Here is a 21,800-nt window from a genome sequence, read left to right on the forward strand (position 1 = left end):
CTCGGCGGGCGGCAGGGCCGGCGCCTATCGGGTGATCGCGAGCATGAGCTGGGCGGCGGTCGGCCGGGCCCCGGGGTCCTTGCTGAAACAGGCGGCCGCCGGATGCCGGAGAGGCTCGGGCAGGACCGACACGTCCGGGTGGTGACCGAGGATGCGATGAGAGATCACGTAGACGGACGGGCCGTCGAACGCGAGGCGTCCGGTCGCCGCGAAATACATGGTGGAGGCCCAGCTGAACACGTCGGACGGCGGGCCGGCACGCTGTCCGGACACCTGCTCCGGCGACATGTACGGCGGCGTCCCCTTGGCGCCTCCCGCCGTCAGCGTCAGGCGGTCGAGGGCCCTGGCCACACCGAAGTCGATCACGCGTGGGCCGTCGGGACCGAGCAGGATGTTGGCGGGTTTGAAGTCCCTGTGGACGATGCCCATGGCGTGGATTCCCCGCAGGGCGGCGGCGGTCGCGATCGCCAGACGGATCAGGCCGTCCCCGTCCATGGGCCGTCCCCGGCGGACGTACGTCTCCAACGACGGGCCGGGGACGTACTCGCTGACGATGTAGGCGGCGTCGCCGGCGACGCCCACGTCGATGACGGGTGCGGTGGCGAACGGCGGGACGCGCCGCGCCGCCGCGACCTCGCGCAGGAAGCTCTCATGCTCCGCGGCCGTTTCGACGGAAGCGTGCAGCACCTTGATCGCGACCCTTTCGCCCGTGGGCGTGAGACCGAGGTGCACGACCCCCTGCCCGCCGCCGCCGAGCCGCCGCACCAGCCGGTACGGCCCGATGAAGGGGGCGGCCGGGGGCGGGGCCGGCGGTGGGGGCGGGCCCGCCGCAAGAGTCGGGACCGGGCCCCGGACGGGAGCCGGTCGTCGCGTGAACACCGCCTGCCGCAGGACGAAGGCGTGGAAGGTGCCGCCCCACCACGAGCTCAGCGCCCAGGACCAGTAGTACAGCTGCGCGCGCCAGTCCGTGTTCGGCAGGGTCCCGACCGGGGCGTCGACGATGATGAGGGCCGCGAACAGCACGAGATATCCGGCTGCCGCCGCTGCCTGCACGCGGCTGCGCAGGCGGACCGCCGCGGAGCCCACCACCAGGAAGGTGGCGAACCCGAGCGTGAGCAGCGGAACGAGAGCCCAGAGGTAACTCAGCGGAACCGCGATCCCCTTGGGCCCGGCCACGACCTGACGCCCCTCGCCCGCGGTGGCGCCGGCCGGGCCCTCCTCCCCGGGCAGGGCACGGGGAGGGAAGACCCGCTTGCGTATGACGAAAGCGTGCACGGTGCCGCCCGCGCAGACGCCGAGGACCCAGACCCACAGCGCCAGCTGGTTGCGCCAGTCGTCCTGCGGGAAGTCCCGCACCCCGGCGGTCGAGACGAGGAACACGAGCACGGCCAGGTGGCCGCCTGCGACGACGGCCGTGACCCGGCTCTTCGTCCGGTACGCCGCGAAGCCGAGGACCAGCCAGGTGAGCAGGCCCAGCGAGACGGCCGGGACGACGGCCCACGCGAAACCGAGCGCGTCCGTCAGCGGATGACGGACGTGCGTCGGGGAGGCAGGGCCGCCTCGTCTGTCGCTCCCTGCGGACATGAAGTGCATCTTAGAGATCACGACAGGCGGATGATCTGCCCTTCCGCGCTCCGGGTCAGCCGGCGGGGGTGCGGCCCTCGTACGGCCACTCCCGGGTGGGCGGCTCGGCCATGTGGGTGAACAGCTCCACCGCGGAGCGCTGCAGGAGCGCGACGGCCGGTTCGAGCGCGGCGCGGGCGCGGGCCCGCGTGACGTGGTCCCGTTCCTCGCGGCCGGCAGCGTTCCGCCGCTCGGCCGGGGTGCAGCCGGAAACGGTGCAGCCGGAAACGGTGCCGCCGGAAGCGGTGCCGCCGGAAGCGGTGCCGCCGGAAGCGGCGGCGTCGGGCCGCTCCGGCTTCGCGCCGCCGGAATTCGGTCCCGTCCCGGCCTGCCTGATCGCCGCCAGCGCCACCCGCATGGCGGCGTTGCGCGCCGCCCGGGTCACCGTACGGTAGAAGTCCGGGTCGGCGGATTCCACGTGCCGCCACGGGCTCGTGCCGCTCTCCGCGTGGCCGGCCGCGGCTGCGGCGAGGCTGAAGAGCCGGAAGCCCTCGGCCCTGCAGGGCGCGCCGAGCCCTACCCGGGCGCCCACCTCCTTGGCGATCTCCACCATCCGCCCCCGGCCTTCGGCGTCGCGAAGGGGTGCGAGACCGCGAAGCCGTGACGCGTCATCCCCGAGCTCCGCGGCCCGCAACCAGACCGGGAGACAGGTGCGGGCCAGCCAGTCCTGCGCCATCAGGACGCGGTCCTCGTTCCTGCCGTCGTCGGCCGTTCCCGCCAGCCGGGAGAGCCGAGGGAGGAGCTGCCTGCACAGCTCGTCGGGGAAGGCGGCGTCGATCCGGTCCGCGGCGTCGACCAGGAGGGGAGAGACTCGAAGGGCCCTGGCGGTGCGGAAGAACTGCAGGTCGTCAAGCATGAATCGTCCTCGGGGAATTCGGAGAAGCCGGGGTGCGAGGCCTCGCGGCCGTCGTTCGGCTGCACTGGACGGGTGAGGACGCGTCTGACCACGCCACCGGCCCGCGAGCGCCCGGGCCGCACGGGGCGTCCCGGAGCGTCCGTGGCGTCCGGGCGTGCGGGGGCGTCCGGGCGTGCGGGGGCGCCGTCGGGTCGCGGCTGCGGCGTTCCGGCATGCGGGCAACGCGATTCCTCGGTCGTTCGGGGATCCCATGCCGGAGGGCGGGAGATCCGCGCTTGCCCCTGCCGGGCCGGCAGCGGCCAGGTCTTCCCTGGAGGGCACCTTGCGCGGATGTGCGAGGTTGCCGGCCGACGATCGTCCAGGGGCGCGATCGGCCTCGTGACCCGGCCCCGATGCTGGCACATCGTTGAGGACTTGTCCATCTGTGAAGATGTTGTGTATCGCACACACGGCCAGGCAGGCAGGCAGGATGCCTGTGCGTACAGTGAGGGTGTGCTGATTCATCCCTGGGACTCCGCCGACGACGAGGAGGCGCTGGCGTTCGTCCGCGCGAACGAGTTCGGCCACCTCATCGCGTCCGGGCGCGACCGCGACGTGCCGGTGGTCGTGCCGACGCAGTTCCTCCTCGCGGACGCGTCCACGATCCTGCTGCACCTCGCCCGGCCGAACCCGGTCTGGGGGGCGATCGAGGAGAACCCGGCCGTGGTCATGGCCGTGGCCGGCGACTGGGCGTACGTCGAGGGGGCGTGGAAGGCACTGCCCGGCACGGACGAGGACCCCCGGCTCGGCGTTCCCACGACCTACTACGCCGCCGTCCAGCTGATCTGTCACGCGGAGATCGTCGACGACCCCGACGGGAAGCTCGGCATCCTGCGCGCCCAGCTCGCCCGGCTGGACGACGGTCTCGCCGACCCCGCGGAGCACCACCGGCGCCTGCCGGGCATCCGCGGTCTCCGGCTGACGATCCAGAAGATCAACGGCAAGTTCAAGTATGGCGGGAACGTCGACGAGGCCCACCGCCGGTACGTCGCGGAGCGCCTCGAGGAGCGGGGCGGCCCCGGCGACCGCGCCGCCCGCGACCACCTCCTGCACCGGCTGGGCTGACGTCCGCCGGGTCGCGTCCGCGGGTTCCCACGGTTCGTCCGCCGGCCCGCGCGCATCCCGGCGGTCGCGCGACTTGTCGTACCCGGCGTGTAGAAGTGTGGCGTGGTTGCTGAGACGACCTGGGCGCAGGTGCTCGCCTGGAGACTGAGACGGCAGTTCGTCGAGCCCGCTGGCGGTGGCGACGCGGTGGCGATCGCCCGGCGGCTGTGCGGGGTGCAGGCGCAGGTCGCCTCGTCGGCGGCGCTGGCCGTCGCCGTACGGCACGCGAACCCGCGCCCTGGGGAGATCGAGGACGCTCTGTGGCGTGACCGCACGCTGGTCAAGACCTGGACGATGCGCGGCACGCTCCACCTCCTCCCGGCGGACGAGTTTCCCGCCTACCGCGCCGCTCTCGGGTCGCTCGGATTCTGGGAGAAGGCGTCCTGGCAGCGCGGCCACGGGGTGTCCGCCCGGGAGATCGAGGCCGTCGTGGACGCCGCGCCGCGCGCGTTGTCCGGCCGCGTGCTGACCAGGGAGGAACTGGTCGAGGCGGTCATCGCGACGACCGGAGACGCCCACGTGAGAGAAGCCCTCACGTCCGGCTGGGGCGCGTTGCTCAAACCGCTCAGCTTCCTCGGCGAGCTGTGTTACGGCCCGCCGCGTGACGGCAGGGTCACCTTCACCAGGCCCGCCGACTGGCTGCCGGGCGGCCGGGGAGAGGCGCTTTCGCCGGAGGAAGGGGGCGTGCGGGTGCTCCGCGCGTTCCTCGGTGCCCACGGCCCGGCCACCCCCCGGATGTTCGACGCGTGGCTGTTCCGGGGCGCCACGCCGAAGACCGCCCTGCGCGGCTGGTTCGGGGAGCTGGAGCGTGAGCTCGCGCGGGTCGAGGTGGAGGGCGTGCCCGCCGTGCTGCCGGCGGAGCTTCTGGACGATCTGCTGGCCTGCCCGGCGTCGGAGGACGTGCATCTGTTGCCCGGCTTCGACCAGTTCATCCTGGGTGCGCCGCGCGACCTGGAGCCGCTCCTGCCCAAGGTCGTGCGGCCCAAGGTGAGCCGGACCGCCGGATGGATCTCACCCGTGGTGATCCACCAGGGCAGGGTGGCGGGCGTGTGGGAGCCCAAGGAGGGGCGTCCGGTCGTCGAGCTGTTCGAACCGGTGCCGGAGCGCCTCCTGGCCGCCGAGACCGACCGCGTGGCAGCGCTCCTCGGCCGGCTCTGAAGACTGGCTCTGAAGGCCGGCTCCGAAGGGCCGCTCCGCGGGGTCAGGTCACCTCCTTGCGGAGCACGCGGACCAGACCCGCGGCCATGGGAAGGACGATCCAGAAGGCGGCCGACGTCGCGAGCCGGGCGCCCTCGCTCCAGCTCACGGCGCCGCTCACCAGGGGAGTGGACGTGGTGTTGAGGTCGAGCCACTCGGCGAGGGCCTCGCCGGCCGGGCCGAGTCTGCCGACGACGGCCCACAGGACGGGAGTCGACAGGAAGATCACGATCGCGGCGGGCGCGTTGAGGAACAGCGTGCCGAGGGCGAGGCCCGCGGCGGCCGACAGGACGTTGACCCCGGTCCACCCGAGCAGCCCCAGCGGCCGGACCTCCCAGACGGCGGGCATGTCGCGCACCGCGGCCGTGACGGCCGTGGCCGGCACCGCGACCAGCATGGCGAACAGTGAGAGCACCACCGCCACGAGCAGGGGCGGCAGGCATTTGGCCGCGAGGACGCGATGCCGGCGCGGCTCGAGCACGAAGGTGGTCAGCGCCGTTCGATGCGACCACTCGCCGGTCACCGTGAGGATGCCGAGCACCGGGAGCAGGGTGCCGAGGGCGACTGCGGCGGTGCCTGCCAGGGTCTGCAGCTTCGGCCCGACGACGGCGCCGCGCGCCACGACGGACGCGACCACCAGCCCGACCATGATCAGAGCGATGATCGTGCCGCTGCGGGTGTCGACGAGTTTGCGGGCTTCGACGACAAGCAGTCTGTGGAACGGGATCGGCGTGTCGGCGGTCATGGTTTCGGGGGTCATGGTTTCGGGGGTCACAGTTTCGCGGGTCATGGCGTCGTCCTTCGTGGCGGGGCTCGGTCCGGCCTCCGTGATGTCGTCCGGGTGGTGCACGGCGCGGCTCACGCGTCCCTCCCCGGGCCGGCGCCACGGCTCGCCTCGACGCCCGGGCCCGTGTGCGCGCCCGGGCTCCGGTCGGCGTGCGCGGTCAGCGCGAGGAAGGTCTGTTCGAGGCCGCCGTTCCGGCTCAGCTCGCCGATCGTGCCCTGGGCGAGCACACGCCCACGGCCGATCATCACGACGCGGTCCGCCACCTGCTCCACCTCGTGCAACAGGTGCGAGCTGAGCAGCACGGCGCATCCGGCGTCGGCGAGGTCGCGCAGCAGCCGGCGCATCCAGTGGATGCCCTGGGGATCGAGGCCGTTGGCGGGCTCGTCCAGGACGAGCACCTCGGGAGCGCCGAGCAGGGCGTGTGCGATGCCGAGCCGTTGCCGCATCCCGAGCGAGTAGCCGCGGACCGTCCGCCGGCTCTCCCGCTCGGTCAGCCCCACCAGGTCGAGCACCTCGCCGACCCGCGCCCGCGGCAGTCCGAGAGTCATCGCACCGAGAGTCAGGACCTCCCTGCCGGTGCGGCCCGGATGCTGGGCCCCCGCGTCGAGCAGGGCGCCGATCCGCAGGCCCGGGCGGGCGAGCTCGGCGTACGGCAGGCCGAGCACGGTCGCAGAACCGGAGGAGGCGCGGGCGAGCCCCAGCAGGATGCGCAGGGCGGTCGACTTGCCGGCGCCGTTGGGCCCGAGGAAGCCGGTGACGCTCCCGGGTCCGACGGTGAAGGTCACGTCGTCGAGCGCCTTCACCTTTCCGTAGATCTTGCTGACGTCTTTGAACTCGATCACGTGTTCAGTCCACCGCGAGCGCGGGTGACACCGCATCGGACCGGGGTCCGCCGCGATTCGACGTGCGGCCGCACCTTCCGCCCGGGAGCGATACCCACGGCTGTCCACAGGTCGACCCAGGTCGCTAAAACCTGTTCGCGGTGGTCCCTAAGCTGTGGGGCTGTGCACGGCCGACCGGACTACCAGCCGCCCCTGGACGCGGGGGGCGTCGCGCTGCGCTATCTGTGCGCCGCGGTGCCGATGCTGTTCCACGGCGTGGTGCTGGCCTGGCTTGTCCTGCACGACGGCGACCGCCTCCCGCAGGCGCTGACCGACATGGGGATCGGCCTGATCGGGCTTGTCCTTGTCCGGTGGCGGCGCCGGTGGCCGTGGCAGATCGCCCTGGCGACCGCCCTGCTGACCACGTTCTCGTCCACGGCGAGCGGTCCCGCGTATGTGGCGTACGTGTCCCTGGTGACCCATCGCCGGTGGAGCCGGATCGTCCCGGTCGCGGTCGTGTCCCTGGTGTGCCTGCTGGTCGGCGGGGCTTCGGACGGCATAGACCAGGCCACGGTCGTCTCCTCGGTGACGGGGCTGGCGATTCTCGGCGGGCTGACCGTGTTCGGCCTCTACCTCCGGGGACGCCGCGACCTGGAGCTGTCCCTGCGCGAGCGGGCGCGGGCCGCCGAGCGTGAGCAGCGGCAGCGGATCGACCAGGCACGGCTGGCGGAACGGGTGAAGATCGCCCAGGAGATGCACGACGTGCTCGCGCACCGGATCTCCCTGCTGGCGATGCTGGCCGGCGGCCTGGCCTACCGGACGGACCTCGGCCCCGAGCAGACCCGCGAGACCGCGCTGGCCATCCAGGAGAACGCGCACCAGTCGCTCAACGAGCTGCGCACGGTGTTGCGCACGCTCCGCGACGACGGCGCCGTGGAGGCGCCGCAGCCCAACCTGGCCCATCTGGACGCGTTGTTCGGCGAGGTCCGCGCGGCCGGTCAGCGGGTCGAGGTGGACGACAGCATCGACGGCCGGGAGTCGCTGCCCGCGCAGACGGGCCGGCACGCGTACCGGATCGTGCAGGAGGCACTGACGAACGCGCGCAAGCACGCGCCGGGCGCCCGGGTCACCGCCGAGCTTCGCGGACGGCCGGGAGAGGGACTGCGGATCCGGGTGGCCAACCCCGCGCGTCCCGGCTCGGCGCCCGGCCCCGGGGGAAGGCTGGGTCTGGTGGGCCTGGCGGAGCGGACGAGGATGGCCGGCGGCACTCTCAGCCATACGATCGAGGACGGGCGGTTCGTCCTCGATGTCCGATTGCCATGGGAGGCTGTGGAGCGTGACCCGGCTGGTGATAGTGGATGACGACGCGATGGTGCGGACCGGGCTGCGCCTCATCCTCGGCGGCGAACCCGGCTTCGAGCTCGTCGGCGAGGCCGAGGACGGGCTGCGCGCCATGGACGTCGTCCGCGACCTGCGCCCCGACGTGGTGCTGCTGGACATCCGGATGCCCAACCAGGACGGTCTGATCACCACCGAGCTGCTGCGGGCGCAGCCCGGCCCGCCGCGGATTCTCGTGCTCACCACGTTCGACGCCGACGACATGGTGCTGCGGGCCCTGCGGCTCGGCGCCGACGGCTTCCTGCTGAAGGACACCCCGCCGCCCCGGATGATCGAGGCGGTCCGCGCCGTGGCGAAGGGCGAGCCGGTACTGTCGCCGAGCGTCGCCCGGCAGGTGATCGCCGCGGCGGCCGGCGGGTCAGGACCGGTCCGCCCGCGGGCGAGGGAGGAGCTGGACCGGCTCACCGAGCGCGAACTCGAGGTCGCGGTCGAGGTGGCGCGGGGCAGGTCGAACGCCGAGATCGCCGAAGGTCTCCATATGAGCGTCGCGACCGTGAAGGCGAACATCACCAGGATCTTCGCCAAGCTCGGCACCGACAACCGCGTCCAGGTGGCGATGAAGGTGCGCGACGCCGGTCTCCTCTGAGCGCCCGGAGAGCCGAGCACCCGGAGAGCCGAGCACCTGGGAAGCCGGGCGCCCGGGAAGCCGGACGGTCAGTCCAGCCAGGCGGCGGGAGAGGGCAGGTGCCGGTCGAGTTCGTCCCACAGACCCGGCGGAATCGGGATGGCGGCGAGGCGCAGCGTCTCCTCGAGTCGCCCGGGTTCGGAGACGCCGACGATGGTGGACGCCACCCGGGGGTCACGCAGCGAGAACTGCAGCGCGGCGGCGGCGAGGGGCACGCCGTGCGCGTCGCAGACCCGCCGCATGGCCCGGGCCGCGTTCCGGACGGACTCCCCGGTGTCCCGGTAGGCGTAGCGGGGCTGGGCGTCGGGTCCCTTGACCAGCATCCCGCCGCCGTACGGCGCGCCGTTGACGAAGGCGACGCCGCGATCGGCGGCCTCGTCGAGCAGCGGGCCGGCTTCGCGGTTCACCAGCGTCCAGCGGTTGTGGCTGATCACGGCGTCGAACACGCCGGTCGACACATACCTGCGCAACAGGCCGACCGGGCCGCCCGCGATGCCGATATGGCCGGCCACGCCGGCGTCCCGCAGCGCGACCAGCGCCTCCACCGCCCCGCCGGGGCGCATGGCCTCCTCGAACGTGATGTGGAATTCCGGGTCGTGCAGATACAACAGCGGCACGTGGCCGACCCCGAGCCGTTCCAGGCTCTCCTCGGCCGAACGGCGCACGCGCTCGCCGGAGAAGTCGCCGGTGTCCGGGTCCGCGTCGACCTTGGTGGCCAGGACGAACCCGGCGGGGACGCCGCCGCGGTGGCGGACCACCGCGCCGATGCGCCGTTCCGCGCTGCCGCCGCCGTAGTTGTTCGAGGTGTCGAGGAAGTTGAACGGCCCGTCGAACACGGCCTCCACGGTGGCCCGCGCGCGCTCCTCGCCGACCTCGTACCCGTACAGTCCCGGCATGCTCGCCAGGGGACTGGTGCCGACGCAGATCGGCGTCACCGAAAGGCCGGTGCGCCCGAACGGCCGGCGCAGCGCCGGGTCGGGGACGGTCAGGTCGTCACGGGGGTCGAGGGGCATCGGGCTGTCCTTCCGTCGCGGGCCCTCAGCGGCGGGCCGGGGCCGGCTGTGCCACGGCCGCCGACGCGAGGCGGTGTCCTTCGGCCAGCCGGGCCAGCACCGCGTCGGTCCCGGCGTCGGGCCGGGTCTCCTCCGGGTGGGCCGACCGCCGGGCGTGCAGCCGCCTGGCCCCTTCCGCCCAGGTGACGACCGGCCGGAACGACGGGACGAACCGCCTGATTTTCGTGGTGTCGAACAGCGCGGTGTGCTGGAGGTCGCCGACGATCAGATCGGACCAGAACCAGTCCGGCGCGATGCGCGGCAGGAACTCCGCGGGCAGGTGGAGGAGCCTGGCCGTCGCGCCGGCCGTCCGCGCCACGACCTCGTAGATCTCGTTCCAGGTCAGCGCCTCGTCCGAGGTGATGTGGAAGTCCTCGCCGATCGCCTGCCAGGCGCCGATGAGGCCCACCAGGCCGCCGGCGAAGTCGTCCGCGTGCGTCAGCGTCCACAGGCTGGTGCCGTCGCCGGGCACCACGATCTCGTCGCCGCGCGCGATACGGTCCCAGGCCGTCCATTCGCCGGGCAGCGGCGGATGCGCGTCGTCGTAGGTGTGCGAGGGACGCACGATCGTGGCGGGGAAGTCGCGCTCCTCGTACGCGCGGCGCAGGACGTCCTCGGCCGCGATCTTGTCCCTGGCGTACGCCAGATAGGGGTTGCGCCGGGTGGTCGACTCCGTGAAGGGTGCTCGCCGCACCGGCTTGTGGTAGACGGAGGCGCTGCTGATGTAGACGTACTGCCCGGTGCGGCCGTCCAGCAGGTCCACCCTCGCGGCGGCGTCCTCGGCGGTGTAGCCGAGGAAGTCGACGACGCAGTCGTAGGTCGTCCCGGCCAGGGCCCGGCGCAGCGCGTCGGGGTCCCGCACGTCGGCGGTGAGCGTGGTGACCCCGCCGGGCAGGGGGCGGCGCCGGGCGGTGTGGCCCCGGTTGAGCACGTGGACGTCGAGCCCTCGCCGCACCGACTCGGCCACGCAGGCCGAACTGATCGTTCCCGTGCCGCCGATGTAGAGGACCTTCACGCGGCGGCTCCGAATTCTTTCCAGGAAACTTTCGACAGATCGACGAAAATTGTCAATCGCGGCAGCAACTTAGAGCGCGGCGTCATCCCACGTCAAGCACGCCGACGGACCGGGCCAGGAGTTCGCGGACGCGCGCGGCGTACCCGAGGGGGTGGGTCGTGCTGCCGTTGTGCCCGCCGGGGAACTCCCGGGCCTCGGCGCCGACAAGCGCGGCGAGCTCCTGCGCGCACCGATAGTCGAAGACGTGCCGGGGCGTGGTGCGCCCGAAGGCCGGGATGACGCGGACCGGTGTGTCCCGGAGCGCGCCGACGTCGAGGGTGTCACGGACGACCGCGGTGAAGTCGTTGCGGATGAAGAAGTCGAAACCGGCCCGGCGCCGGTCGTCGAGGGGGTGCGGAGTCAGCCCGGGCTCGGTGTCCTGGCCGACGGGGTCGATGCCCAGCACCTCCGCGATCTTCGCGAACGCGTCGGGGAGGCCGCGCTCACGGTAGAGGCGCTGCAGCTCCTCCAGTTCACGTACGTGATGAGCGCGTTCGGCGGCGGGGAGGAGGCCGGGGGCGACCGGCTCATGCGCGATCAGGGTGTCGAGCTGCTCCGGGTGCTCGACGGCCAGGTGCAGCCCGATGACCGCGCCGAAGCTGCATCCGAGCATGCTCGCCGGCCGGTCGGTCACGGCGGTGAGCAGGCGGTGGACGTCGTCGACATGGTCGGCCATGGTCGCGCCGCGGCCGGGGTCGTCCAGTGTGCTGCGGGACAGGCCGCGGCGGTCGTAGGTGATGACGGTGTGGTCGGCGGCGAGATGGCGGACCAGGTCGGCGGTGCGGTCCGCGTCCCCCTCCCCGCTCTGCCCGATGAGGAGCGCGGGACCGGTGCCGCACACCTCGTAATAGAGCGTGGCGCCGGCCGTGCGAAGCATGCCGTTCATGGGGTCGTCCTTTCGGGCGGTTGGGATGCTCCGACCATAATCCATCAAATCTGATGAATCAAGGCTGATGTATTGTGGAGTGGTGAACGGAGTCGACCTCTTCCTGCTCGGCAGGACCCTCATGAAGATCGGCGAAGAGGCCATGCCGGTCGGGGGCATCGCCCCGTCGAGAACGACGCAGGCCGCCAGCGTCCGGACCGTGCTGGTGGTCGTCGCCGACCTGCGTGCTCACCCGGAGACCTCCGTGGGGGAGATCGCGACGCGGACGGGTCTGCCGCAGAGCGCGGTGTCGGGGGCCGTCGCCCGGCTGAAGGAGGCCGGGGCGGTCGTGACGGCCCCCGATCCGGCCGACCGGCGCAGGGTCGTGATCAGGCGGGCGCCCGGGGAGCCCCCGCGGGTGGAGGCCGCACGGGCGGCCGGCGTCGAGGGGCCGCTCGCGGCGGCTCTGGGCACCGACGATCCGGCGCGGATCGCCGAGGTCGTCGCCGCGCTCGAGTTCCTCGCGCGCAGTCTGGCGCCGGGATCGGTTCCCCGCCGTGCCTGACGCCGGGCTCTCCGGCTCTAATCCGGCCGGCTCTAATTCGGGGAGGTCACCAGCCGGACGGCCAGGACGGCGAAGACGGAGCCGCTGACGACGTTCAGGCCGCGGGCGAATCGGCGACTGCGCCGCAGCAGCGCCGCGAGCCGTCCCGTGAGGGCGCCGACCGTGGCGTCGACGCCGAGACCGAGCAGCACCAGGGGCAGCCCGAGGACCAGGAACTGGACGGTGAAATGACCCAGGGCCGGGTTCACGAACTGCGGCAGGAAGGCGATGTTGAACAGGATCACCTTGGGATTGAGCAGATTCGTGACCATGCCCTGCCAGAAGGCGCGCAGCCGGCGCGGGTCGGGGCCGGTCGGCGGGCCGCCGCGCCCGCCATGGCCACGATGAACATCATCTCGGGCCCCGGAGCGGCGCACAGGGCCGCCGCCGCGACGACGAACGCCAGGTAAAGGGAAAGGTCGACCATGACGCCATAGGCACGGTCCCGGGCGGTGGCGCGCCCGCGTGATTCACGTGCTGAGACGGCTCACCGGCGGGCGGCGAGGCGGGCCGCGCGCATGATGAGGTAGTCGCGCTCGGGGACGGCGGCCGTACGGCCCGCCGCCGCACGGTAGTCCTCGACGGCCGCCGCGATGTCGCCGGCCATCTCCAGCAGGTGCGCGCGCGCCGTGTGCAGGCGATGGTGCCCCGCCAGCGGGCCGTCGGCCAGCGGTTCGAGCAGGGCCAGCCCGGCGGCGGGGCCGTGCACCATGGCGGCGGCGACGGCGCGGTTGAGGGAGACCATCGGGTTGGGCGACATGCGCTCCAGCAGGCCGTACAACGCGAGGATCTGCGGCCAGTCGGTCTCCTCGGCCGTCGCCGCCTCGTCGTGCACGGCGGCGATCGCCGCCTGGATCTGGTACGGCCCGGCGGCGCCCCGGCGCAGGGCGGCGGTGAGCAGCGCGGTGCCCTCGGCGATCGCCTCCCGGTCCCACAGGGAGCGGTCCTGCTCCGCCAGCGGGACGGGGACACCGCCGGGCCCGGTCCTGGCGGGCCGCCGGGCGTCGGTCAGCAGCATCAGCGCGAGCAGTCCGGCCGCCTCGCAATCGCCGGGAAGCAGGCGGTGCAGCGTCCTGGCCAGCCGGATCGCCTCGCGGGACAGCTCGACGCGATGCAGGCCGAGGCCGCCGCTGGCGGCGTAGCCCTCGTTGAAGATCAGATAGAGCACGTGCAGCACGGAGGCGAGCCGCGCGCGGCGCTCCTGCGGCTCCGGCATGCGGAACGGCACCCCCGACGCCCTGATGCGCTGCTTGGCCCGGCTGATCCGTTGCGCCATCGTCGCCTCGGGCACCATGAAGGCCTTGCCGATCTCGGCCGTGGTCAGCCCTCCGACGGCGCGCAGGGTCAGGGCGATGGCGGACGCCGGCGTCAGCGCGGGGTGACAGCTCAGGAACAGCATGACGAGCGTGTCGTCCCCGTCCGTCTCGTGCGCCCGGTCGGCCGCCGGGGATGTCGAGTGGCCGGCGGGAGCCCGCGCGGCCACCAGTTCCTCGCGACGGCGGCGCGCCTGCTCACCACGCACCTGCTCGATCATCCGCCGGGAGGCGACCTGGACCAGCCAGCCCTTCGGGTTGTCCGGCACGCCCTCGGCGGGCCACTGGGCGAGGGCGTCGAGCAGCGCCTCCTGGACCGCGTCCTCGGCGGCGCCGAAGTCGCCGAACCTGCGGGTGAGCACGCCGACGACCTGCGGCGCCAGCGGGCGCAGCAGGTCGTCGGCGTGCGGCTGCGAGATGTTCACAGTTCCTGCGGCGGGCCGGCCATCACCTGCCGCACCTCGATCGGCATGTTGAGCGGCTCGCCGTTCAGGCCGGGCGCCGCCGAGATGTGGCCCGCCAGCTCGTACGCCCGCTCCGGCCCCTCGCAGTCGACGATCCAGTAGCCGACCAGGAACTCCTTGGTCTCGGGGAACGGGCCGTCGGTGACGACGGGGACGCCGCCCTCGCCGGCCCGCACGATCCGCGCCTGGTCGGGCATCGCCAGCCCCTGCGCGTCCACGAACTCGCCGGCCTCGACGAGCCCGCGGTTCACGTCGTGCATGAACTCGACGTGCGCCTTGATGTCCTCCGGCGACCAGGTGTCCACCGAGGCGATGCCGCTCTGCGGGCCGAACTGCATCAGCAGCATGTATTTCATGTCTCGCTCCTCCTGCCGCCCGCCCCTCGTGGGCGCGCTCACCCCCGGGTAGAAGCCGGCTCCCCGATTCTCGACATCCTCCCCGCGAAAATCCCGAAAAATCTTCCGCGGCCGGCAGCGAACGTCACAGGGACGTCAGAGAGACACGGCCACCTGGGCGTCTCCCGGCTCGTCCAGGGCGAACGTGACCGTCCGGCCGCCGGCGGTGACCTCGTACTCGCCGAGGAAGCCGTCGAATCGGACACGGCCGTCGTCGTCGGTGACCATCGTCGTCGGCGGCAGCCACCACTCGCCCTTGACGAGCGAGCGCAGCGCGTCGTACGACGGCTTGGGGGTGCCGTCGGCGCGGACGAAACCGCCCGGCGCACCGAGCCAGCCGCCGTCCGACAGGCCCCAGTACGTCGTCGCCTCCACGGCCGGGTGGGACAGCAGGGTCTTGTAGTGGCGCACGATCTCGTCGGCCTGGCGGGCCTCGCCCTCGGGGGTGCTCGGCCACTCGGGGATCTGATAGTCGTTCAGGTCGACGATCTCCTCCGGCATGATGTGGCCGGAGACGATGGTCGTCTCGGTGAAGTGGATGGGCAGGCCGTACCGCGCGAAGCGGTCGATCGTGGCGAGCGTCTTCTCCTCGCCCCAGTAGCCCTGGTGCATATGGCTCTGCAGGCCGAGCACGTCGATCTTTATGCCCGCCTCCAGCACGCCCTCGATCAGGCACTCGTACGCCGCGGACATGTCGAAGTCGTTGAGCAGCAGCGTGGCGTGGGGGTTGGCCTCGCGCGCCGCGTCGAAGACCATCCGCACCATCGGGATCCGGCCCATCTCCCGGCAGACGCGGGTGATCCCGTTGTCGTACTTGTCGAAGATCGGCATGATCACGACCTCGTTGATGACGTCCCACATGTCGATGACACCGGCGAAGTCGGTCATGTCCCGCTGGATCCGCTCCACCTGGGCCTTGGCGATCTCGGCGTTCGACAGGTCCATCAGCCAGTCGGCGGTCACCGTGTGCCAGGCGAGCGGGTGCCCCTTGACCGGGACGCCCCGGTCGGCGAACCACCGGGCCGTGGTGAGCAGCCGCTCGGTGTCCGGGCGGCCCCGGACCGGCTCGAACTGCCCCCAGTAGAAGGGCAGGGTGGCGAAGTTGAACAGGTCGAACCACAGGTCGGCGACCTCCTGCGACCCGGCCGCGGGGGATTCGCCCAGCGACCGCCGCTCGCCGGAGCCCGCCGCGGTCTCGCCGTTGGCCAGCGGGATGAAGTCGAACCCGATGCAGCCGAACAGGAACTTGTGCCCGCGCTGCGCGACGACGACCTCCTGACCGGCGAGCGGCACTCCGTCCGCGGTCACGGTGAGCGTGGCGCCGGCGGTGCGGTGCTTCCTGATCAGCGGGTCGGGATCGAAACCGGAGCGGGACGGCATGTGAGGGCCTCCAGGGAGTGCTCAGGGCGGAGGAAACCTCTCCGGGAGCCTCGTCGCTCCGAACCGGAGAGGTCGATGATCTCGAGCACGGTAACGCTCATGACGCCCGGAAGTACACAGACCTGCCCATCTTTGCGATCAGCGGCCGCAGCGGCGCGTTCAGCGGACGAAGTGGGTGAAGCGTGCGGCAGGCTCGCCGCGCAGCCGTCCCTCCGGCAGCCGGCGGCCGCACAGGACCAGCACCAGGTCCTGCCCGGCGCCGGTCAACGGGACGCCCGTCCCGAGCGACCAGTCCACGTCGTCGGCGCGTAGTTCCACGCCGTCCAGGTCGACGCCGAAATATTTGCGGCTCCGGGGCGACAGCGCGTTGTCGAGCAGGACGCGCAGCCGGTCCTCGGGGATCCGCCGGTCGATCCCCAGCGCCACGGTGATGTCCATGCCGTGGATGACGTCATGGGACAGCGCGCCCGCGTAGCCGCCGCCCGGAGGCCGCCAGGGATGCTCGGCGTTGTCCCGCAGGCACGCCGTCAGCTCCCGGGGGCCGAGCGCCGCCGCGTCCTCGCGGGCGAGCCGGTCGGCCAGCCGGTCGAAGTTCCCCCGCGCCCTGACGAGACCGGCGAGCACGCTCAGCCCGGAATGCCGGTACGGCATCGTCATGTGCGCGACCACCTCCCGCACCCGCCATCCCGCGCACAGCGACGGCGCGTCCCACGACCGCGGCGGCAGTTCGCTCAGCAGGTCCGCCAGTTCGCGGCGTTCCGCCGCGATCCGCTGCCGCATCTCCGTTTCCATGGGTCGTCGCCCTTCCCTTCGTGTCGTACGTGTTCGTCCCTCCGACGAACGGGCACGGCCCGTACGGACACCTATTCGAGGGCGGACAGGCGGCGGGCGAGGTAGCGGCGCTCGGCGTCGGTGGCGGCCAGGCCGGCCGCCTCCCGGTAGGCCTCGGCCGCCTCGGCCGTACGGCCCAGGCGGCGCAGCAGGTCGGCACGGGCGGCGGGCAGCAGGTGGTAGCCGGCCAGGGCGCCCGTCGCCCGCAGTGTCTCCCGCAGGGAGTCGACCAGGGCCAGGCCCGCCGCCGGGCCGTGCGCCATGCCGACCGCCACCGCGCGGTTCAGCTCGACAACGGGCGAGGGGACCAGCCGGGCGAGTCGCCCGTACAGGACGGCGATCTGCGCCCAGTCTGTGTCCTCGGGACGGGCGGCGGTGGCGTGGCAGGCGGCGATCGCGGCCTGCACCTGGTAGGGGCCGGGCCGCCCGCGCCGCAGCGCGGCGTCCAGCAGGGCCACGCCCTCGGCGATCTGACCGGCGTCCCACCGGCCGCGGTCCTGGTCCTCCAGCAGCACCAGGTCGCCGGCCTCGTCCAGCCGCGCGGCGCGGCGCGCGTGGTGCAGCAGCATCAACGCGAGCAGGCCCGCCGCCTCGGGCTCGTCCGGCATCAGCCGCACCAGCACCCGGGCCAGCCGGATCGCCTCGGCCGCGAGGTCGTGCCGTACGAGGTCGTCGCCGGCCGTCGCCGAGTAGCCCTCGTTGAACAGCAGATACAGCACCGCGAGCACGGCCGGGAGGCGCTCGGGCAGCAGGTGCGCCGGCGGCACGCGATAGGGGATGGCCGCGTTCCGGATCTTCTGCTTGGCCCGGGTCAGCCGCTTGGTCATCGTCTGCTCGCCGACCAGGAACGCCCGCGCGATCTCGGCCGTGGTGAGCCCGGCGAGGGTGCGCAGGGTCAGCGCCACCCTGGCCTCCAGCGCGAGCGCCGGATGGCAGCAGGTGAACATCAGCCGAAGCCGGTCGTCCGGCACGCCCGGCTCGTCGGCGGCGTCGCCGCCCTGGGCCGCGAGCGCGTCCGCCACCTCCCGCAGTTTGGCTGCGCCGGTGGCCTCACGGCGCAGCCGGTCCACGGCCCGGTTGCGCGCGGCGGTGGTCAGCCACGCGCCGGGGCGGCGCGGCACGCCGTCGCGCCGCCAGGTCCGCAGGGCCTGGGCGAAGGCGTCCTGCGCGCACTCCTCGGCCAGGTCCCAGTCGCCGGTCCAGCGGATGAGCGTGGCCACGACCTGCCCCCACTCCTCGCGGAAGGCCCGGTCGACGGCGGCCTCGACCGGCGGCGTCACAGATCTGTGAGCGGCCGGATCTCGATCGTGCCGTACGCCGCGGCGGGATGGGCGGCGGCGATCTCGACGGCCTCGTCCAGGTCGGCGCACTCGATCAGGCAGAATCCGCCGAGCTGCTCCTTGGTCTCGGCGAACGGCCCGTCCGACAGCAGCACCTCGCCCTCCCGCACCCGCAGCGTCGTGGCGTCGCCCGGCGGGCGCAGCCCGGCGCCTCCCCGGAGCACGCCGCGCTCCGCCATCGTCTCCGACCAGCCGCCGCACCCGTCCTCGGCGTGCTCCGCCGCCGACTCGTCGCCGCAGATGAGCAGCACGTACTTCACGGGTCCTCCTCGGGCCGGTATCCCATCATGGACGTACGACGAACGGGACGAGCCGGAAAGGACACCTCTGTACGGGGAACCGGGCGGCGGGGACGGGTCGTTGGCAGCGGTGAACGGTCCGCGACCAAGGGAGTGATCGGTGTTCCGCAAGCTGATGGCCGCGTTGGGAGCCGGCGTCGAGGTCGACACGGTGCTGCGTGACCCGCACGTGCGCCCGGGAGAGACCCTGCACGGCGAGGTCCGTTTCAGGGGCGGGTCGTCCGATCACCGGGTGGACGGGATCACCGTCGACTTCACCGCAGTCGTGGAGGTCGAGCGCGGCGACCAGGAACACCACGCGACCTACGGCTTCCTGCGGGCGCCGGTCTCCGGGCCTTTCGACCTGCGCGCGGGGGAGGCCCGCGCCCTGCCGTTCGCGATCCCGGTGCCGTGGGAGACCCCGGTCAGTGCGGTCGGCGGGCGCCCGCTGCCGGGCATGCGGCTGGGCGTGGCCACCGAGCTGGCGCTCGCGGGCGCGCTCGACAAGGGCGACCTCGACCCGCTGCACGTCAATCCCCTGCCGGCCCAGGACCACCTGCTGGGGGCGCTCGTCCACATGGGCTTCCACTTCAAGCGGGCCGACCTTGAGCGCGGCACGCTCCGGGGCTCGACCATGCCGTTCTACCAGGAGATCGAGTATCACGCCGGTGGAGATTGGCGGCGCCACTTCAGCGAGCTGGAGCTGACCTTCATCGCGGGACCGCACTCGATGGACGTGATCCTGGAGGCCGACAAGCGGGGCGGCTTCCTCACCTCCAGCCACGATGTCTACAACCGCTTCCGCGTCGGGTACGGTGACCACCCCGGCAGGGTGGAGCAGGCGCTGCGCGACGGCCTGGCCTCCATGGCCCGGCACCGCGGCTGGTTTTGACGCTTACCAGATAAATCCTGACTCACTCCGGACCCGGCCACTAGGCTGATCATCCATTTTCGGGTCCGGAGGTGAAAACAGGTGGTCCCCCGCTCCGCCATGGCGGTCCTTCCCCTCGTCTGCTGCCTGCTGGCGGTTCCCGCGCAGGCGCGGGCCGAGGCCGGTGCCGCCGTCACGGTGTCCACCTGCGCGCCGTACTACACGCTCACCCTGGGCTGGGCCGGCGAGTGCGGCGGCGACGTGCTCGACGCGCTGTTCACCGGCCTCGTCGAGTACGCCCCGGGGACCTCGCGTATGACGTACGCGATGGCGAAGTCGATCGGCACGAAGGACAACCGCCGGTTCACCGTCAGGCTGCGCGAGGGCTGGAGATTCCACGACGGCACCGAGGTGAAGGCGCACAACTTCGTGGACGCCTGGAACCAGACCGCCGCAGCGGGCAAGTCCACCAACGCGTTCCTGTTCGAGGACATCAAGGGATACGGCTCCCGCGTGATGTCCGGGCTCAGGGTCGTGGACGACCACACGTTCACCATCGAGCTGAAGCGGCCGCTCGGGCCGTTCACGCAGAAGCTGGGCCACGTCGCCTTCTCGCCGCTGCCCGACTCTGTGCTGAAGAGCCCCGCGTCGTTCGAACGCAAGCCGGTCGGCAACGGGCCGTTCAAGGTGGTCAAGTGGGCGCCCGGCACCGAGACGGTGCTGGAGCGGTACGACGGGTACGCGGGGTCGTTCAAGGCGCGGGCCGGCAAGCTCACCTACCGGACGTACCAGGACGACAACGTCGCCTACGCGGACCTGGTCGTCGGCCGTCTCGACGCCATGTCCCAGGTGCCGGCCGCCGCCGCGCTCCGTGCCGCCAAGGACCTCAGGGGCCGGGTGATCCACTCGGTGACCGGCAACGTCCAGGAGATCGGCATTCCGCTCCGGCTGAGCACGAACGCCGACTTCCGCAAGGCGGTCTCGATGGCGATCGACCGCAAGACGATCGCCCGTGAGGTCTTCCGCGGCGGGCGGGTGCCGGCGGACTCGTTCGTCCCGCCCACGGCCGAGGGGGCGAAGTCCGGCGCCTGCGGCGCGTTCTGCCGCTACGACCCCGCCCGCGCGCGCACCTACCTCGCCCGGGCCAAGGCGAAGGGGTTCCGCACGCCCGCGAGCATCCCGCTCTACTATGCCGCCGACAGCGGGTCCGCCGACTGGGTGAAGGCGGTCGCCGCGAGCGTCGGCAAGGTCTTCAAGGGCGCGGTGACGATCGTCCCCACGACGGTGAAGACCTTCGACGCGTTTCAGCGGATGACCTCGAAGGGCACCGTCAAGGGGATGTTCCGGATGGGCTGGCAGCTCGACTTCCCCCACATCCAGAACGTGCTCGCCCCGCAGTTCGCCTCCGGCGGCGTATACAACTACGGGCTGTACCGCAACCCCCGGTTCGACGCGCTGCTGCGCGCCGCCGACGGACAGGTGTCGCGGGCCAAGGCGATCGCGCTCTACCGCGAGGCGGAGTCGCTGCTGGTCCGGGACATGCCGGCCATTCCGCTGTGGTTCTACCAAGCCGAGGCCGGCTATTCGAGCAAGATCGCGGCGCCCGCGCTGACGCCGTTCGGCTGGCTCGACCCGGCCTCGGTGCGGCCCGCCTGACGTCTCCACCTGCGCGTAGGACGCCGGTCTCAGCCGGGGCGGTACGCGGGGCGGTGGTCGCGCCGGTGGTCGCCGAGGACGGCGTGGTGGTCCACACCGTCGTGAGGCAACGGGTCGGCGTGCACGATGGCGGCCGTCAGCCGGGGGATGGCGTGGATCAGGTTGTGCTCGGCCTCGGCCGCGACCCGGTGAGCCTCCACCACCGTGGCCGAGGGGTCGACGACGACCTCGCACTCGGCCCTGAGCCGGTGGCCGATCCAGCGCAGCCGCACCTGGCCCAGGCCGAGCACGCCCGGCGTGCCCCGCAGGGTCGCCTCGGCGCGGTCCACGAGAGCCGGGTCCACGGCGTCCATCAGCCGCCGGTACACCTCCCGCGCCGCCTGCCGCAGCACGGTCAGGATCGCGACCGTGATGAGCAGGCCGACGACGGGGTCGGCCCAGGTCCAGCCGAGCGCGGCCCCTCCCGCGCCGGCCAGCACGGCCAGCGAGGTGAAACCGTCGGTGCGTGCGTGCAGTCCGTCGGCGACGAGGGCCGCCGAGCCGATCTCACGCCCGACCCGGATGCGGTGGCGGGCGACCAGCTCGTTCCCGGCGAATCCCGCCAGCGCCGCCGCCGCGACCGCCCCCAGGTGCGTGACCTCCCGCGGCTCCAGGAGCCGTCCGATCGCGGCGTACGCCGCGGCGATCGAGGAGGCGGCGATCGTCATGACGATGATCACCCCGGCCAGGTCCTCGGCCCGTCCGTAGCCGTAGGTGTAGCGGCGTGTGGGCGGACGGCGGCCGAGCAGGAACGCGATCCCGAGCGGCACGGCGGTCAGGGCGTCGGCCGCGTTGTGCAGGGTGTCGCCCAGCAGTGCGACCGACCCCGACAGGGCCACCACCGCCGCCTGCACCAGCGTGGTCGCGCCGAGGCCGGCCAGCGACACCCACAGCGCGCGCAGGCCCCGGGCGGACGACTCCAGCACGGGGTCGATCCTGTCGGCGGCCTCGTGCGAGTGCGGGCGCAGCATATGCGCCACCCGCGCGCGAAGCGTCACGGTGCCGTCTCCGCGGCCGTCCCCATGACCATGCCCATGCCCATGCCCATGCCCATGCCCATGCCCATGCCCGTGCCCGTGCCCGTGGCCGGGCTGTTCCTGGCTCATGGCACCCACGATGCACCGGAAAAGCCGCCGCAGCATCTCGACAAGAGCGCGTGCGGCGCAGGTGCGAACGCCCCGCACCTGCCCCTGTGACGGAAAACCGCC

23 protein-coding genes and 1 riboswitch are annotated in these 21,800 nt (G+C 72.7%); of the genes, 8 read left to right on the forward strand and 15 right to left on the reverse strand.

Annotated features, from left to right (window positions below):
* Window positions 1-24 precede the first annotated feature (24 nt).
* The gene (locus tag AB0O28_RS34150; protein WP_363646702.1) at window positions 25-1,584 is read right to left on the reverse strand and encodes a serine/threonine-protein kinase; all 1,560 of its coding nucleotides are present in this window, start codon (window positions 1,582-1,584) and stop codon (window positions 25-27) included.
* 55 nt (window positions 1,585-1,639) lie between these two features.
* Entirely contained in the window at window positions 1,640-2,479 is an 840-nt protein-coding gene (locus AB0O28_RS34155; RefSeq protein ID WP_363646703.1) for a hypothetical protein, read from the reverse strand.
* Between the two features lie 266 nt (window positions 2,480-2,745).
* Window positions 2,746-2,863: riboswitch (SAM riboswitch) on the reverse strand.
* Between the two features lie 108 nt (window positions 2,864-2,971).
* On the opposite strand from AB0O28_RS34155, the gene AB0O28_RS34160 reads away from it, so the two are divergent.
* On the forward strand, window positions 2,972-3,583 hold the full coding sequence (locus AB0O28_RS34160; protein WP_363646704.1) for an FMN-binding negative transcriptional regulator: 612 nt from the start codon (window positions 2,972-2,974) through the stop codon (window positions 3,581-3,583).
* A gap of 102 nt (window positions 3,584-3,685) precedes the next feature.
* Entirely contained in the window at window positions 3,686-4,780 is a 1,095-nt protein-coding gene (locus AB0O28_RS34165; RefSeq protein ID WP_363646705.1) for a winged helix DNA-binding domain-containing protein, read from the forward strand.
* Between the two features lie 43 nt (window positions 4,781-4,823).
* On the opposite strand, the gene AB0O28_RS34170 is transcribed toward AB0O28_RS34165, so the two are convergent.
* Both AB0O28_RS34170 and AB0O28_RS34175 read right to left on the reverse strand, forming a co-directional pair.
* Complete coding sequence (locus AB0O28_RS34170) at window positions 4,824-5,681, reverse strand: ABC transporter permease (RefSeq protein WP_363646706.1); 858 nt, start codon at window positions 5,679-5,681, stop codon at window positions 4,824-4,826.
* Window positions 5,678-6,448: an ATP-binding cassette domain-containing protein gene (locus AB0O28_RS34175; RefSeq protein ID WP_363646707.1), complete on the reverse strand. Its 771-nt coding sequence runs from the start codon at window positions 6,446-6,448 to the stop codon at window positions 5,678-5,680. The genes AB0O28_RS34170 and AB0O28_RS34175 overlap by 4 nt, the downstream gene beginning before the upstream one ends.
* 162 nt (window positions 6,449-6,610) lie before the next feature.
* Between AB0O28_RS34175 and AB0O28_RS34180 the strand changes: the two genes are divergently transcribed.
* Together AB0O28_RS34180 and AB0O28_RS34185 are read left to right on the forward strand one after the other, a co-directional pair.
* Window positions 6,611-7,789 (forward strand): histidine kinase, encoded by a 1,179-nt coding sequence (locus tag AB0O28_RS34180; protein ID WP_363646708.1) that lies wholly within the window; start codon window positions 6,611-6,613, stop codon window positions 7,787-7,789.
* Window positions 7,764-8,411, forward strand: coding sequence for a response regulator transcription factor (locus AB0O28_RS34185; RefSeq protein ID WP_363646709.1), 648 nt, complete (start codon window positions 7,764-7,766; stop codon window positions 8,409-8,411). The genes AB0O28_RS34180 and AB0O28_RS34185 overlap by 26 nt, the downstream gene beginning before the upstream one ends.
* A gap of 68 nt (window positions 8,412-8,479) precedes the next feature.
* On the opposite strand, the gene AB0O28_RS34190 is transcribed toward AB0O28_RS34185, so the two are convergent.
* The 3 genes from AB0O28_RS34190 to AB0O28_RS34200 form a co-directional block, all read right to left on the reverse strand.
* Window positions 8,480-9,463, reverse strand: a complete 984-nt coding sequence (locus AB0O28_RS34190; protein ID WP_363646710.1) for an aldo/keto reductase — start codon at window positions 9,461-9,463, stop codon at window positions 8,480-8,482.
* 25 nt (window positions 9,464-9,488) lie between these two features.
* Complete coding sequence (locus tag AB0O28_RS34195) at window positions 9,489-10,517, reverse strand: NAD-dependent epimerase/dehydratase family protein (protein WP_363646711.1); 1,029 nt, start codon at window positions 10,515-10,517, stop codon at window positions 9,489-9,491.
* An 82-nt stretch (window positions 10,518-10,599) separates the two neighbouring features.
* Complete coding sequence (locus AB0O28_RS34200; protein ID WP_363646712.1) at window positions 10,600-11,442, reverse strand: alpha/beta hydrolase; 843 nt, start codon at window positions 11,440-11,442, stop codon at window positions 10,600-10,602.
* An 82-nt stretch (window positions 11,443-11,524) separates the two neighbouring features.
* Between AB0O28_RS34200 and AB0O28_RS34205 the strand changes: the two genes are divergently transcribed.
* Window positions 11,525-11,986 (forward strand): helix-turn-helix domain-containing protein, encoded by a 462-nt coding sequence (locus AB0O28_RS34205; RefSeq protein ID WP_363646713.1) that lies wholly within the window; start codon window positions 11,525-11,527, stop codon window positions 11,984-11,986.
* Between the two features lie 32 nt (window positions 11,987-12,018).
* Here AB0O28_RS34205 and AB0O28_RS34210 read toward each other — a convergent pair whose 3' ends face one another.
* From AB0O28_RS34210 to AB0O28_RS34240, 7 genes are all read right to left on the reverse strand, one after another.
* Entirely contained in the window at window positions 12,019-12,402 is a 384-nt protein-coding gene (locus tag AB0O28_RS34210; protein ID WP_363646714.1) for a LysE family transporter, read from the reverse strand.
* A 110-nt stretch (window positions 12,403-12,512) separates the two neighbouring features.
* The gene (locus tag AB0O28_RS34215; RefSeq protein ID WP_363646715.1) at window positions 12,513-13,763 is read right to left on the reverse strand and encodes a sigma-70 family RNA polymerase sigma factor; all 1,251 of its coding nucleotides are present in this window, start codon (window positions 13,761-13,763) and stop codon (window positions 12,513-12,515) included.
* Window positions 13,760-14,158: a YciI family protein gene (locus AB0O28_RS34220; protein WP_363646716.1), complete on the reverse strand. Its 399-nt coding sequence runs from the start codon at window positions 14,156-14,158 to the stop codon at window positions 13,760-13,762. The genes AB0O28_RS34215 and AB0O28_RS34220 overlap by 4 nt, the downstream gene beginning before the upstream one ends.
* 135 nt (window positions 14,159-14,293) lie before the next feature.
* Window positions 14,294-15,577: an endo-1,4-beta-xylanase gene (locus AB0O28_RS34225; RefSeq protein WP_363646717.1), complete on the reverse strand. Its 1,284-nt coding sequence runs from the start codon at window positions 15,575-15,577 to the stop codon at window positions 14,294-14,296.
* Window positions 15,578-15,736: 159 nt separating this feature from the next.
* Window positions 15,737-16,369 (reverse strand): maleylpyruvate isomerase family mycothiol-dependent enzyme, encoded by a 633-nt coding sequence (locus AB0O28_RS34230; RefSeq protein ID WP_363646718.1) that lies wholly within the window; start codon window positions 16,367-16,369, stop codon window positions 15,737-15,739.
* Window positions 16,370-16,440: 71 nt separating this feature from the next.
* Complete coding sequence (locus AB0O28_RS34235; RefSeq protein WP_363646719.1) at window positions 16,441-17,688, reverse strand: sigma-70 family RNA polymerase sigma factor; 1,248 nt, start codon at window positions 17,686-17,688, stop codon at window positions 16,441-16,443.
* On the reverse strand, window positions 17,685-18,008 hold the full coding sequence (locus AB0O28_RS34240) for a YciI family protein (protein WP_363646720.1): 324 nt from the start codon (window positions 18,006-18,008) through the stop codon (window positions 17,685-17,687). The genes AB0O28_RS34235 and AB0O28_RS34240 overlap by 4 nt, the downstream gene beginning before the upstream one ends.
* A gap of 139 nt (window positions 18,009-18,147) precedes the next feature.
* On the opposite strand from AB0O28_RS34240, the gene AB0O28_RS34245 reads away from it, so the two are divergent.
* Entirely contained in the window at window positions 18,148-18,918 is a 771-nt protein-coding gene (locus AB0O28_RS34245; protein ID WP_363646721.1) for a sporulation protein, read from the forward strand.
* A gap of 81 nt (window positions 18,919-18,999) precedes the next feature.
* Complete coding sequence (locus tag AB0O28_RS34250; protein ID WP_363646722.1) at window positions 19,000-20,553, forward strand: ABC transporter substrate-binding protein; 1,554 nt, start codon at window positions 19,000-19,002, stop codon at window positions 20,551-20,553.
* A 29-nt stretch (window positions 20,554-20,582) separates the two neighbouring features.
* On the opposite strand, the gene AB0O28_RS34255 is transcribed toward AB0O28_RS34250, so the two are convergent.
* Window positions 20,583-21,563 (reverse strand): cation diffusion facilitator family transporter, encoded by a 981-nt coding sequence (locus AB0O28_RS34255; RefSeq protein ID WP_363646723.1) that lies wholly within the window; start codon window positions 21,561-21,563, stop codon window positions 20,583-20,585.
* 63 nt (window positions 21,564-21,626) lie between these two features.
* On the opposite strand from AB0O28_RS34255, the gene AB0O28_RS34260 reads away from it, so the two are divergent.
* On the forward strand, window positions 21,627-21,788 hold the full coding sequence (locus AB0O28_RS34260; protein ID WP_363646724.1) for a hypothetical protein: 162 nt from the start codon (window positions 21,627-21,629) through the stop codon (window positions 21,786-21,788).
* Window positions 21,789-21,800: the final 12 nt, after the last annotated feature.

The organism is Microbispora sp. NPDC088329 (genome assembly GCF_040685655.1).
GTDB lineage: Bacteria > Actinomycetota > Actinomycetes > Streptosporangiales > Streptosporangiaceae > Microbispora.